13 protein-coding genes are annotated in these 13,465 nt (G+C 71.6%); 1 reads left to right on the forward strand and 12 read right to left on the reverse strand.

The window, feature by feature from the left end; translation table 11 throughout:
* The 10 genes from BKA14_RS44890 to BKA14_RS03670 all read right to left on the reverse strand — a co-directional run bounded on the left by BKA14_RS44890 (window position 1) and on the right by BKA14_RS03670 (window position 9,581).
* Window positions 1-966, reverse strand: a complete 966-nt coding sequence (locus BKA14_RS44890; RefSeq protein ID WP_184949512.1) for a type II secretion system F family protein — start codon at window positions 964-966, stop codon at window positions 1-3.
* Window positions 963-2,366 (reverse strand): TadA family conjugal transfer-associated ATPase, encoded by a 1,404-nt coding sequence (locus tag BKA14_RS03630; RefSeq protein WP_239092513.1) that lies wholly within the window; start codon window positions 2,364-2,366, stop codon window positions 963-965. The genes BKA14_RS44890 and BKA14_RS03630 overlap by 4 nt, the downstream gene beginning before the upstream one ends.
* Entirely contained in the window at window positions 2,363-3,553 is a 1,191-nt protein-coding gene (locus tag BKA14_RS03635) for a CpaE/TadZ family protein (RefSeq protein ID WP_184949513.1), read from the reverse strand. Before BKA14_RS03635 ends, BKA14_RS03630 begins: the two co-directional genes overlap by 4 nt.
* A complete protein-coding gene (locus BKA14_RS03640) occupies window positions 3,550-4,350 on the reverse strand; it encodes an RcpC/CpaB family pilus assembly protein (RefSeq protein ID WP_184949514.1) in 801 nt (266 codons plus the stop codon). The genes BKA14_RS03635 and BKA14_RS03640 overlap by 4 nt, the downstream gene beginning before the upstream one ends.
* A 20-nt stretch (window positions 4,351-4,370) precedes the next feature.
* A complete protein-coding gene (locus tag BKA14_RS03645; RefSeq protein ID WP_184949515.1) occupies window positions 4,371-5,624 on the reverse strand; it encodes a TadE/TadG family type IV pilus assembly protein in 1,254 nt (417 codons plus the stop codon).
* Window positions 5,612-5,971, reverse strand: coding sequence for a TadE/TadG family type IV pilus assembly protein (locus BKA14_RS03650; RefSeq protein ID WP_203722049.1), 360 nt, complete (start codon window positions 5,969-5,971; stop codon window positions 5,612-5,614). The genes BKA14_RS03645 and BKA14_RS03650 overlap by 13 nt, the downstream gene beginning before the upstream one ends.
* Before the next feature lie 111 nt (window positions 5,972-6,082).
* Window positions 6,083-6,280, reverse strand: coding sequence for a Flp family type IVb pilin (locus BKA14_RS03655; protein WP_184949516.1), 198 nt, complete (start codon window positions 6,278-6,280; stop codon window positions 6,083-6,085).
* A 95-nt stretch (window positions 6,281-6,375) separates the two neighbouring features.
* Window positions 6,376-6,792, reverse strand: coding sequence for a response regulator (locus BKA14_RS03660; protein ID WP_184949517.1), 417 nt, complete (start codon window positions 6,790-6,792; stop codon window positions 6,376-6,378).
* Between the two features lie 139 nt (window positions 6,793-6,931).
* On the reverse strand, window positions 6,932-7,855 hold the full coding sequence (locus tag BKA14_RS03665; RefSeq protein ID WP_184949518.1) for a siderophore-interacting protein: 924 nt from the start codon (window positions 7,853-7,855) through the stop codon (window positions 6,932-6,934).
* Between the two features lie 124 nt (window positions 7,856-7,979).
* On the reverse strand, window positions 7,980-9,581 hold the full coding sequence (locus BKA14_RS03670) for a polysaccharide biosynthesis tyrosine autokinase (protein ID WP_184949519.1): 1,602 nt from the start codon (window positions 9,579-9,581) through the stop codon (window positions 7,980-7,982).
* 122 nt (window positions 9,582-9,703) lie between these two features.
* Here BKA14_RS03670 and BKA14_RS03675 point away from each other — a divergent pair, with 122 nt between their 5' ends.
* Window positions 9,704-11,599: a beta-galactosidase gene (locus BKA14_RS03675; protein ID WP_203722047.1), complete on the forward strand. Its 1,896-nt coding sequence runs from the start codon at window positions 9,704-9,706 to the stop codon at window positions 11,597-11,599.
* On the opposite strand, the gene BKA14_RS43095 is transcribed toward BKA14_RS03675, so the two are convergent.
* Both BKA14_RS43095 and BKA14_RS03680 read right to left on the reverse strand, forming a co-directional pair.
* Window positions 11,586-12,491: a DUF6891 domain-containing protein gene (locus BKA14_RS43095; protein WP_203722046.1), complete on the reverse strand. Its 906-nt coding sequence runs from the start codon at window positions 12,489-12,491 to the stop codon at window positions 11,586-11,588. The genes BKA14_RS03675 and BKA14_RS43095 overlap by 14 nt on opposite strands.
* Window positions 12,492-12,526: 35 nt before the next feature.
* Window positions 12,527-13,375 carry a helix-turn-helix transcriptional regulator gene (locus BKA14_RS03680; protein ID WP_184949520.1) on the reverse strand — a complete coding sequence of 283 codons (849 nt, stop codon included), beginning with the start codon at window positions 13,373-13,375 and terminating at the stop codon, window positions 12,527-12,529.
* Between the last annotated feature and the right edge of the window lie 90 nt (window positions 13,376-13,465).

The following is a 13,465-nucleotide window of genomic DNA, read 5'->3' on the forward strand; positions in this document are numbered from 1 at the left end:
CTACACCTCGATCTTGGTGATCGCGCGCAGCCAGACCGCGCCGATGATCAGCATCATGACCGCGACGCCGAGCAGCACGATGCCGAGGAACTGCTGGAACAGCGGCATGATGTAGTCCTTGCGGACGATGAACAGCATGATCGACGTGAAGATCGGCAGGCAGATCAGCACGTAGGCCGACATCCGGCCCTCGGCCGACAGGCTGCGCACGTGCCGGCGCAGGTAGGCCCGTTCGCGCATCGTGTCGGCGGTGGTCTGCATGACCTCGGCCAGGCTGCCGCCGGTCTCGCGCTGCAGCCGCAGCGCCATCACCAGCCAGGTCAGTTCGGGGCTCTGCACGCGTTCACCGGCCCGCGACAGCGCGTCCTCGAACTCGCCGCTGATCCGGGTCTCGGACAGGGCCCGGCTGAACTCCTCGGCGACCGGACCTTCGTCGTCGCGGACGGCCGCCTCCACCGACTGCTGCAGGGTGAAGCCGGAGCGCAGCGCGCTGAGGATCAGCTGCAGCATGCCCGGCAACTCGTCGGCGAACGTCTTGCGGCGGCGGTTGATCTGCGCGGTGAGCAGCATGCCGGGCAGCAGGTAGCCGAACACGACGCCGATCAGCAGGCCGAAGATCGGCGGGAGCAGCAGCATGCCCACCAGCGCGGCCAGCACACAGATCAGGAACCGGATGGCCAGCCATTCGCTGGGCAGCAGCCCGGTGGCGGCCGCGTCCAGTTTGGGTTCGGCCCGCGCGGCCAGGCCGACCAGGGCGGGGGAGCGTTCGACGAACTGGCCGGCCATGTGTTGCAAGCGGCGCAGCACCGGCTCCCTGATCTGCTTCTCGCCGCGGGTGTAGTGCTTCAGCGTGGTGAGCCGGCGCTGCATCGGCGTACGTCCGAAGAACCGCTCGATGATCAGAGCGAACAGCAGGAACGTGGCGCCGGCGGCGGGCAGGGCGATGATCCAGCGGACGATGTTCACCGCTTGGGACCGCCGAACATTCCGGCGGGCAGCGTCACCCCGTACATGGCGAGCGCGTCGACGAACCGCGGACGGATGCCGGTGGGCCGCAGCTGGGCCAGATGGACCGGCGTCTCGGCGCTCAGGTCGTACAGGAAAAGGTCTTGCAGGGTGATGGTGTCGCCTTCCATACCCACCACCTCGGTGATGTGGGTGACCTTGCGCGAGCCGTCCTTGAAGCGGGTGATCTGAATGACGAGGTCGACCGCGGAGGCGATCTGGTCGCGGATGGCGCGGCTGGGCAGGTCCATCCCGGCCATCAGCACCATGGTCTCGAGCCGGGACAGCGCGTCGCGCGGCGTGTTGGCGTGCAGGGTGGTCAGCGAGCCGTCGTGACCGGTGTTCATGGCCTGCAGCATGTCGAGGGCGGCGGCGTCGCGGACCTCACCGACGACGATCCGGTCGGGGCGCATCCGCAGCGCGTTCTTGACCAGGTCACGGGTGTTGATCGTGCCGCGTCCCTCCGCGTTGGACGGTCGCGATTCCAGGCGCACCACGTGGTCCTGGCCCAGCCGCAGTTCGGCGGCGTCCTCGATGGTCACGATGCGCTCGTCGGCCGGCACGAAGTCGGAGAGCACGTTGAGGATGGTCGTCTTGCCGGAGCCGGTGCCCCCGCTGACCAGCACGTTGCGCCGGCCGCGCACGCTGGCCTCGAGGAACTCGGCGGCGGGCCGGGTCATCGTCCCGTACGAGATGAGGTCGCCCACGGTCAGCGGGGTGGCCGAGAACTTGCGGATCGTCAGCGACGCGCCGTCCAGGGCGATCGGCGGCACGATGGCGTTGACCCGGCTGCCGTCGGGCAGGCGCGCGTCCACCATGGGGCTGGCCTCGTCGACCCGGCGGCCCACGCGGGCGCAGATCCGGTCGATGATGCGGCGCAGGTGCGCGTCGTCGTCGAACTCGACCTCGGTGCGTTCGAGCCGGCCGAACCGTTCCACATAGATGCTCTTGGCCCCGTTGGCCATGACCTCGGTGACCGACGGGTCGCGCAGCAGCGTCTCGATCGGGCCGTGGCCGAGGACCTCGTCGGTGACCTCCTTGATGATGCGGGCCCGGTCGCCGCCGGAGAGCGGGGTCTCCTCGCGGGCCAGCAGCTCGAACAGCACCTCGCGGACGCGGGCGTCGAGCGCCTCGTCGTTGCCCCGGCTGGCGTACAGGGTCGGGCCGAGCTCGTCGGCCAGCCGCCGCTGGATCCGCAGCCGCACGTCGTAGACCGGGTCCACGGCCTGCCGGCCGGCCGCCCGATAGCGCTGGGTGGTCGCGGAGGCCCGGCCCGGCAGCTCCTCGATCGGCTCCTGATTGTCCTCCTCGGCGCCGCCGGCTTTGTTGCCGTACATGCCGAGCCGCGCCGAGAGACTCACTGCGCCACCTTCTTTCGCTTGAGCGAACGCCCGAACAGGCCGCGTTTGACGACCGGCTCGGACTCGACGCCGGCGCAGCGGTCGGCCAGCTGGCGGATGGCCCGGCTGACCGGGTGCAGCGGATCGGTCAGCAGCAGCGGCTCACCCTGGTTGACCGAGATCGGCACGTCCCGGCTGGAGGGCACGAGCGACGCGAACGGCATGCCGATCGCCTCCTCGACGTCGGCGGTGGTCAGACCGACCTGGGTGTTGGCGCGGTTGAAGACGAGCAGGCTGCGGTCGCGCGGATACTCCAGCATGTCGAACATCTCGACGGTCAGCCGCACCGTCTTGAGCGTCGGCAGGTCGGGCGTGACGATCGGGACGAACCAGTCCGAGACGTCGAGCGCGGCCAGCACCTGGTCGGTGACGATGGCCGGGGTGTCGATCACGATGAAGTCGTAGTGCGGGCGGGCCGCGTCCAGGATCTCCAGAACCATTTCCCGCCGTACGTGTTCACCCTGCGCGGGATTGCCCGGCGCGAGCAGGGCGTCGATGCCGGGCCGGTACGGCGTGACGATCGAGCGCAGGCCGGGCTCGTCGAGGCGGCCGGCCATCGCGATACCGCCCGCGATGCTGCGGTCCGGCGGCAGCTTGAGCATGATCGCGATGTCGCCGAACTGGAGGTCGAGGTCGACCAGCAGCACCCGGCGGGCGCCCCCGGCCCACAATGCCACGGCGAGGTTGGTGGCGACGAAGCTGCGGCCACAGCCGCCCTTGCCCGCGAAGATCGTGACGATGCGGGCGTGCGGGGCGACGTCGGCGCCGGAGCGCATGGTGGTGCTGAGCGCCTTAGAGATGTCAACCGAGCGGCTCGTGGCCTGCCGGATCGCGTCCCAGTCGGCTTCCTCGACGACATCCCGTACGCCGGCCTGCAGGCACCGGATGACCTCGGCCGGGTTGATCTGTTTGCGCACCAGCACCACCCCGATCAGGGGCCGCTGCAGCCGCTGATAGGCGGTGAACATCAGCGCCTCGTCGAGGCCGACAGTGGCTCCCATCACGACCAGCAGCGTCTCGGGGTAGCGGGGCAGGTGGGCCTCGAGCTCGGCCATGCTGTGCACGATCGAGCCGCCCACGGACTGGAACTCCTGCCCGCGCTCGGCCAGCATGTCGCGGTCCGGTTCGAGATAGACGTACAGGCTCATCCGGCGGCCCCGCTCTCGACGACGGTCGGTGTGGCGGTCACGGTCGCCTTGGCGCCCAGCAGGCCCAGGTGCAACAGCCCGCGGTTGTACCCGTTGACCAGTTCCTCGGCCTGCTCGGCGGTCACGGCCAGGGTGACGACGTAACGGATCAGCTGCTCGGTGGAGCCCACGGAGGGGCTGGGCACCGCGCTCGACATGACGGCCGCGGCTCCGCTTTTCTGCACGACGACCGGGGCCTGGGCGGGCTCGGTGCTCTCGCCGACGCTGAGCACGGTGACCTTGGGCAGCAGCACTGAGGTCTTCTGCGGGTTGCTGTCGGTGTCCTGTTTGGGGGTGGTGAGGAAGACCGCCACCCGGTCGCCCCGTTTGACGTTGCCCGCCACCTGGGGCGCGACGCCGAGCTGGACGCTGACGGCGAGCCGGTCGGCCGGCACCTTGAACGTGGGAGCCGGGCTGGCCGTGGGTTTGACGGCCACCTCGAACTGCCGGCTCAGCAGCATCTGGTCGGGTGCCAGGTCCGCGTTCAGCTTTCTCAGGTCGAGCGCGGAGTCGAGCTTGGTCAGCGCGCCCGACGGCACGGTCTCGGCGGGCATCAGCACCTGCCGCACCAGCCGCTTGGAGCGGATCTGGGCGCCGGTCGTGCCGCTCGGAATGGTCGCCGTGGCCAGCAGCACCCAGGTGCCTTTTTTGCCCTCGACCGCGCGCCGGTCGGCGCCGCGCGCGTAGGCGACGACCGCCACCGCGCTCAGGAGCGCCAGCAAGGCGGCGACGCCCAGCAGCACCAGTCGCCTACGCATGTCTTACCCCCTCAGCCCTTTCATCCCGTACGCCCGATGACTGTGGCCCCGTAGTCCGAACCGGTGCCGAAGACCGGGTTGTCGATGGGCACGACTGTCCTGGTGAAGTAGCCGTAGATGCAGTTGAGGGTGCACAAGACGTTCTGCACCAGCGACGGGACACCGCCGGGCGACAGCAGGTTGGCCGCGGATCCCAGCAGCCCGCCCAGGCTGGAGTAGCCGGTCACCACGAAAGCCGCGAAACCGGCGATACGATAGGCCGGGGTGGCCGACAGCAGAACCGCCTCGATCTGGTCGAAGATCGGTACCAGGACCGGCTGCCGGGTGGTGTAGAGCGTCTGCAAGCGGTTGCGGCAGTTCGCGCCGACGGTCAGATTGGCCAGAAGGAAGCCGCGCGGCTCGTCGCCCACGTCGACGCCGATCTCGCAGTTGGCGTCAGGCGGATTGAGGCTGTTGTCATAGAGCCACGACCAGCCGCGTGGCTTGGTGAGGTTGAGAGTCGGCGTCGTGCACGAAGGCAACGGCAGGCCCGCTGCGGAGAGCCCGGTCACCTGAACGATCGCGCCCTCGGCGGCGGCGGTGGGCGCGGGCAGCCCCAGGAACGGGAAGAGCCCGAGCTGGCCCACCAGCCCGACCAGGGGACCGTAGTAGGTGGTGCCGCTGTTGGTCATGCGCTGCCAGTCGCACAGCGAGATGCCCAGTGCGAACACCTTGGTGCGGCCGGGCGGGCCCCACGCGACGCGGCCGCAGGCGCCGACCCGGGTGCCGGTGTAGGTGCTGCCGGAGAGCGTGCCCGCGAAGGTGGGCGGCAGCAGGGTCGAGCCGCTGGAGAGCTTGGTGCTCGTACGCACCTCGACGGACTTGCCCCCGGTGACCGTGGTCGCGGGGCAGGTGGTGAGGCTGCTCCAGGCCGAGCACGTCTGGCCCGTGACACCGGTGAGGCAGATCTGCGAGTCGGCCGCGCCGCGCTTGATGTTCTTGGTGGTGTACGTCGACGCAACCGTGCTCTGCGCGGCAGTGGTGCAGTTGGCCGGCACCCGTACGCAGTTGAGGGCGATCGCCCAGGAGGCCGCGTCGGCCCCGGACTGCAGCTCGGTGCGTTCCAGCGAGAGCTGGGCCACGTCGATGACCAGGGCGCCCGTGCCGAAGAAGACGCCGGTGCTGAGCAGCACGGCGAGCATGGCGGCGACCAGGCCGTCCTCGGAGCCGTGACGACGCAGGGCCCGGCGCCACACGCACCGGGCGGCCGACAGCGGTCGGGTCAGCCGGTGCACGCCATCACCCCGGTGGCGGTGAGCGTAGTGAGGCTGGAGGTGACGCCGAACATCTTCATGAACGCGAAAATGGGCGTCACCGCCGTGAAGGGCTGTGACGCCGTCACCGTCGAGTCGGCGGTGGTGGTCGAACTGCTGGTGCACAGGGTGCTGGTGACGGTGGCGTTGGTGCCCGCCATGCCCTGCACCTTGGACTGGATGGTGGCGGTGGTGCCGTTCAGCGCTCCGGTCCGGGCCCCTTCCCGGACCGCGGCGCTCAACAACGTCTGCTGTTGCAGGGCCCGCCCGAAGTCGATGACCCCGAACACGAGCACCAGCATCAGCGGCAGCACGATGGCGAACTCCACCGCGGCGGCACCCTCCTCGCCCCGGGCCGGCCGGCGTGCGGCACGCGGCCCGGGGCGCAGGAGGGAACGACTGGCGGATCGCACGGTCGTGACTACCGGCCTTTCAGATCATCACGGCACGACAAGCTTGTTGCCGACCGTCTTGAACAGGTCGCTGATCTTGCCGCCGAAGATCGTGGCGCCGGCGATCAGGGCAATCGCGATCAGCGTGACGAGCAGGCCGTACTCCACGGCGGTCGCACCCTCGTCGTCCTTGCGGGTCAGGCGGGACTGGACGAAGGAGCAGACGTAAGAGGTGATCGCGAGCATTGGGTTCCCCCCCGTTGTGGTCAGGCCCGGTGTTCCGTGCCTGTGCCCTATGTATCGGAGGTCGCTGCGGAGAGTTAAGTCAGACGCACACAGAGTCAGGGTGCAGGAGCGTTGCTGTTGTGCTGGGCCAGAACCGAGCGCAACATGCCCGCCAGCTGGTCCGCCGTGAACGGCTTGGCGATGAAGGGCGCGCCGCGTTTGATGATGCCGCGGCGGATCGCGATCTCTTGCGGCATGCCCGACACGTACACCGTCTCCATGCCCGGCCGGACGGCGTGGGCCGAGCGCGCCAGCTCGCCGCCCGACACTCCGGGCAGGCCCAGGTCGGTCAGCAGCACGTCGATCTTGCCCTCGTGCACCCGGCACGTGGTGATGGCGCTGACCGCGTCGGTGGCCACCAGCACCTGGAAGCCGCGCAGCTCGAGCATCTGCGACGTCATGTCGCGCAGATCCTCGTCGTCCTCGACCAGCAGGACGACCGGACCCTGCTGGGGCGCCGAGGTGTTCCACATCGCCGTCTCCCCTCGGGCTCGGTGGAGCCGCCTCAGGGTGCGGCTCTCCGGGCCGCCGCACACACGCGCGGCCTCACCGAAAACGCTAGGCGACGCTGTGCCCGTCCGGGGGAATTCGGCGGAAAACGGGACGAGAGCCCTAGTTACCCTCGGCGCGTCCGAGGCGCCAGTAGCCCATGAACGCCACCAGCTTGCGGTCGACGCCGCACTCGGCGACCAGGTGCCGGCGCAGCGTCTTGATCATCGCGGCCTCGCCGGCCAGCCACGCGTAGAACCGGCTGACGTCGACGACCTCCTCCGGGACCTCCCAGAGCACGTCGTGGTCGACGTCGACGTCCTCCAGCTCGACGGCCGGACCGGGGCGCTCGTCGCCGAAGATGCGCCGGGTCGCCGCCCGTACGGCGGGAATCAGCTTCTCGCCGTGGGCGGCGTGATCGCGGGCCAGCCAGGTGACCCGGACGCCCTCGGGCGCCACCAGCTCCTGCGCGTCCTCGGCCGAGGGCACCTCGAGCAGCGCCTCGCCGCGCGCGTCGGCCGGCAGCCGCCGCAGGATTCCGGCGATGGCCGGCACTGCGGTCTCGTCACCGCCCAGCAGGATGCAGTCGGTGTGGGCGGGCGGGTGGAAGTCGATGCCGCCGTGCGCGCCGGGGAAAAGAGCGTTCGGGCCCATCAGGCAGGCCGGGGTGCCCGGACCCGCCTCGGCGGCGAACCGGGAGGCCGGGCCGTCGACGCCGTGCAGCACCATGTCGACGTCGACCTCGCGCAGCTCGGGGCGGACGGCGCGCACCGTGTACGTCCGGATCGGGTTGCGCTGCTCCTCGGGCAGCTCCCGCCACTGCGTGTACCAGTCCGCACCGGTCGGCAGGTGCGCCAGGCCCGACCCGGGCAGCGGCGGGATCAGCTTGATGCGCTGGTCGAAGCCGTTGTCGGCGAACATGTCCAGGTCGTCGCCGGTGAAGGTGACGCGCACGAAGTGCGGGCTGAGCCGCGTCACCGCGCGCACCTCGGTGGCGAAGAACCGCCACGGCACCGTGCTCGTGGCCGGGTCGACGGTCTGGGTCACGGGAGGCCTCCATAGCAACTTCCGGAACGTAAGGCTCGCCTAACCTAACCTGCCGTCGCCGGAACTGGCCACCCGGGCCGCCTCGTTCTCCAGGACCTGGCCCGTCGCGTACCGGGCCGGCCGGCTACTTCTCGGCGGGGGCGTCCTCGGCTTCCGCGGCCGCCTTGGCCTGCACCCGGGCCTCGGCCTCGGCCGCGGCGGCCGACGAATAGACGCGCGGCTTCGGGATGGCCGCCTTGGCGCGGGCCGGCCTCGCCTTCGGCGTCTTCGCGGCGGGCTCCGGCTCCGGCTCCGGCTGCGGCTCGGGGGCCGGAGCGGCGACGGGTTGCGGGGCCGGGGTGGGGGCGGCAACCGGGTGCGGGGGAAGGACGACCGAGGGGCCCTCCAGCACGTCGAACCGGTCGGCCACCGGGTGGTGAACCGGGGCCGGGGCCGGAGCGCGGCCGGCCAGGGTGCGCGGGGTCAGGCCGCCGTCGCGCTCGGGCACACCGATCAGCACGGCGGCCACCCGCCCCGGGGCAACCTGGTCCAGCTCGGCCGCGGCCCGCACCGCGGCGGCCCGGGTGGCCCGGCGATAGTCGGTGACCAGCAGCACGTGATCGCTGTGGTCGGCCAGGCCGAGCGCGTCGGACACGCTGAGCAGCGGCGGCGAGTCGAGCACAACCACGTCGCACTGGCCCTTGAGCTCGTGCAGCAGCCCGGTCAGCCCGCCCGCGGCCAGCAGGTCGGCGCTGCCGTCACGGTCGGCTCCTGCAGCCAGCACCCGCAGGTTGACGATGGCGCCCGCGGCCAGGGTCTCGGCCAGCGAGTGCTCGCCGGTCAGCACGTTGGTCAGCCCGCGGTCGCGGGACAGGTCGAACATCAGGTGCAGGGCCGGGTGCCGCACGTCGGTGTCGATCAGCACGACCCGGCGGCCGGCCTGGGCCAGCGCGACGGCCAGGTTGGCCGCCGTCGTGCTGCGGCCCTCACCTTCGCGGCCGCCCGCCACCAGCACCGTGGACGGGCCACTCAGCCGGGGGGCGAGCCGGGCCCGCAGGTAGCGGTAGGACTCGGCGTCGGCCGAGTCGGGCGCGCGCAGCAGCACCGGCAGCGGCGCGCCCGGGCCGCGCGGGCGGCGGCCCCGCGGGATCGTGGCCAGCACCGGCACCCCGGTCACCCGCTCGAAGTGGTCACGCCCGCGGATCCGGTCGCGGCGGCGGGCCAGCGCCAGCGCGGAGAGCAGCCCGAGCAGCAGTCCCAGCACCGCGCCGGGGGCCAGGTAGACCCAGAGCGGGCGGCGCTGCTCCTCGGCGCGACTGGCCGGCGAGACCAGAGAGGCCGCGATGCCGTACTGGGTGATGCTGCTGTTGCGGTAGCGCACGTATTCGGCGGCGACGGCCTGGGCGCGCTGCCGGGCGGTGGTGGCGTTGCGGTGGTCGTAGGTGAAGACGATCGCGGCCCCGCCGCCCTCGACCGGCTCGACCGTCAGACCCCGGGCCAGCTCGTCGCGGCCGATGCGGAGCTGCTCGGAAACCGTGTCGAGCACCGTGCCGGAGCGCGCGATCTCGCGTTCGGTGCCGGGGTTGGCGGCCACCGGGACGGTGTCGGCGCGCAGCCGCGGACTGGTCACGGCGGTCGCCGTCGAGCGGTAGTCCGGTTTCTCGAGGCGGCTCACCGCGTATGCCCCGGCGGTGATCAAAACGGTCACCAGGATGATCCACCAGCCGTACCCACGCAGAAGTCGCACAGGTCTGCCGTCCGTCGTCATGCCGGGTCCGCCCTCCCGCGATGCCGCTTCACCGCAGCCTACGGCCCTGGTGACACGGCCCGCCAGCCACCGCCCTGTCGGCTACCGGCGAGGATAGGGCCATGCCGATTTTCTACGGCGGGGATTACAACCCCGAGCAGTGGCCCTCCGACGTCTGGGCCGACGACGTCCGGCTCATGCGCGAGGCCGGGGTCAACCTGGCCACCGTCGGCGTTTTCTCGTGGGCGCGAATCCAGCCCGCCGAGGGTGTCTTCGACTACGCCTGGCTCGACCAGGTCATCGACCTGCTGCACGAGGCGGGGATCGCGGTCGACCTGGCCACCGGCACCGCGTCGCCGCCGCCCTGGCTGACCGCGAAGTATCCGGCCGTGCTGACCGAGAACGCCGACGGGGTGACGCGCTGGCCGGGCAGCCGCCAGCACTACGCCCCGACGTCGCCCGACTACCGGCGGCTGGCTTCCGAACTCGTGCGGACCACAGTGGAGCGCTACAAGAATCACCCGGCCGTGGTGCTGTGGCACATCAACAACGAACTCGGCTGCCACGTCGCCTACGACTACTCGGATCAGGCGGCCGCGGCCTTCCGGGACTGGTTGCGCGCGAAACACGGCGACGTCGATGCGCTCAACGCGGCCTGGGGCACGATGTTCTGGTCGCAGCGCTACACCGATTTCGAGGAGATCCTGCCGCCGCGGCACGCCCCTTACAGCGTCAACCCGGGCCAGGTGCTCGACTTCCGCCGGTTCTCGTCCGACATGCTGCTCGAGCTGCTGCGGATGGAGAAGCGGATCATCCGGGAGGCCGGGGCCGCGCAGCCGCTGACGACCAACATGATGAGCGCCTTCCAGCCCACCGACTACTGGGCCTGGGCGGACGAGGTCGACGTGATCGCCGACGACACCTACCCGGATCCGCGCGACCCACTCTCGTACCAGGTGGGCGCCTTTGCCCGTGACCTGATGCGCTCGCTCAAACCGGGCCGGCCGTGGATTCTGATGGAGCAGGCCCCCAACTACGTGAACTGGCGGGACAACAACGCGGCCAAGGCGCCCGGGCAGATGGCCGCGATGAGCATGCAGGCGGTCGGGCGCGGCGCCGACGGGGTGCTGTTCTTCCAGTGGCGGCAGTCGTCGGCCGGGGCCGAGAAGTACCACTCGGCGATGCTCCCGCACGGCGGCCCGCACACCCGCACGTTCCGCGAGATCTCCCGGCTGGGCGCCGAACTGGCGGAGCTGGGCGACCTGCCCGCGCCCGGTGGGGAGGCCGCCGTCGCGATCGTGCTCGACTGGGACAGCTGGTGGGCGCTCGACCAGCCCAACCATCCGGCCCCACTCGACTACATCGCGCAGGTGCGGGCCTGGCACAGCGCGTTCCTGCAGGCGGGCGTGCAGACCGATTTCGTCCGGGCGGCCGGACCGTTCGACGGCTACCGCCTGGTCGTGGCGCCCAGCCTGCACCTGGCGCCCACGTTCGACGCGCTGACGGCCTACGTCGACGGCGGCGGGCACCTGCTCACGACCGCGTTCACCGACATCGTCGACGAGCACGACCGGTTCCTGCCCGGCGGCTTCACGCGGCGGCTGGGCCCGGTGCTCGGCGCGTCGGTGCTCGACTTCGCGGGCGTGCAGCCGGGCGAGGCCACCGTGCACGGCGACGGCCTGCGCTTCGAGGGCACCGTCGTGGCCGAGGTGCTGCACGTCGAGGGCGCCTCGGTGCTGGCCACCTTCGGCGACGGCTCACCCGCGCTGGTCCGCCACCCGTACGGCGCGGGCAGCTCCTACCACCTGGCCACGATCGCCGACGAGGCCGGCACGGCCGCCCTCACCGCGCACGTGGTGGACGCCCTGGACCTGCGCCCCGTCGTGGCGAACCTGCCCCCGCACGTGGAGGCGTGCGCCCGCGGCCCGATGCTGACCCTGATCAACCACAACCCCACCCCGGTCGAGGTCGACGGCCACATCCTCCAGCCCCACGGCTATCGGATCACCAAGCCGTAGTCGTAACGCCGTCAAGGCCGGCGACGGCGTTGCGGTGCTCGGTGGCCAGGATCGTCAACGTCCGCTCGGCCTCGGCCAGGGTGGCGTACTTGCCCGTCGAGGCCTGCGCGTCCGCGTCCGGCGTCTCCAGCCAGAGCCGGCCGTCCTCCCAGCGCATCTGCACACAGCCGGCGGTGGGGTGGACGGCCACGAGGAAAGCGTTGACGCGGGTGGGCAGGCGGCGCAGCACGTCGAGCATCTCGGCCAGCACCATCGGCCGCTCCGAGCCGTCGTGCAGCGTCACCGTGATCGGGCTCGCCTCCTCGGGCGCGCCGGGGTGGGCCGCCATCCGGCCGTGCCGGAGCCGGGCCCAGCGCAGGGGCACGTGAATACGCTGACCGGTCGAGCCGTCCCACTCGACGGTCAACCCCTCGGCACGTAGCGCGGCCGCGATCTCCTCGCCCAGCGCGACGGTCGCCCCGGAGCCGAAATGCCCGTACGCCAGCCAGACGCCGCCGCCGTCGGCGGCCCGTTCGGCGTCCTGCATGTGGTAGAAGACGTAACCCCGGGCGGCCGCCTTGTCGAGCACCTCGTCGCCGATCTCGGAAGTCCCGCAATTCTGGCAGCAGGCGAAGTCCTCCCGGGCGACGATGCCGGCCGCGTCCAGGGCCCGGAACGCGTCGGTCAGCCGGTCGCTGTCGGTGCGGGCCGGCCACGTCGCCTGCGCGGCCAGGTGCGCGGCGAACTCCTCGCGGGCGATCTCCCGGACCACCGGCCGCAGCTCCGCCTCGTCGGCCTCGTCCTCCAGGTATTCGACCGCGCCGTCCACGATCTCGGCGTAAGTGGAACGGCCGCGAGCGACCTCGGTACGAATGTGCTCCGCCGCGTCCCGCCGCAGACCCTCATCGATCATGCGCCGGAACCTAGCACCGCCCCCCGACAGAAGCGCTAGCCCGAGACGAGCCGCAGGGGTGGGTGGGTAGCCGGGCCTTCCAAGACGTGTGCGGTGGCGGAATCGGCCGGTAGGTAGACGAGCAGGCGGAGGCTGTCGTCGGCCGGGAGCTCCAGTGATTCGTAGGCCAGGTCCAGCGGGCCCAGCTCCGGATGAGCCACGCGCAGGACGCCCGTGGGGGCGGGGACGCCGGGGACGGTGGCCACGCGGCTGGTGAATTCGTCGCCTGCGATCACCGACAGCTCGTCGGCCACCGCGGCCACGTACGGGTCGGCGCGGAACGGGCCTTCCTTGAGCGTGGCCACCCAGTGGTCGGCCACCGCGGGCCACTCGGGGAACACCGTGCGGGCGCGGGGTGACGTCAGGACGTACCGCAGAAGGTTGGGGGGATCGGTCTCGAGCAGGCCGAGCGGCCGGGCGAACGCGTCGAACGTCTCGGTGCGGGCCACCAGGTCGCCCAGGTGGTTGACGAGCACGGCCAGGGCCGGCTCGAGCCGCTCGAGCAGGGCGCGCAGCGTCGGCCGCAGGACGCGGCTCGGGGTCAGGCCGGCCCGGCACGGGAAGGTGGCGCCGGCCCCCTTGGTCAGCCGGTACAGGTGCACGCGGTCGTTGCCGGTCAGCCGGAGCACGTCGGCCAGCGCGCCCAGCACCGGCGGCGACGGGTGGCGGTCGCGGCCCTGTTCGAGGCGGGTCACGTATTCCACGCTGACGCCGGCCAGCATGGCCACCTCGGAGCGGCGCAGACCGGGCGTGCGGCGGCGCGACCCCGCGGGCAGACCGACGGCGGCCGGGTCGATCGACTCGCGGCGGCTGCGCAGAAACAGGCCGAGCTCGTTCTCGCTCACGGTCCGACCGTAGCCGGGCGGCGGCCGTTTAGCGTGTCCCCGCTGCTACCACCCTGAGCCCGGCCTGGTTACGCCGCCGGAACCACGCGA

This window comes from Paractinoplanes abujensis (assembly GCF_014204895.1).
Lineage (GTDB): Bacteria > Actinomycetota > Actinomycetes > Mycobacteriales > Micromonosporaceae > Actinoplanes > Actinoplanes abujensis.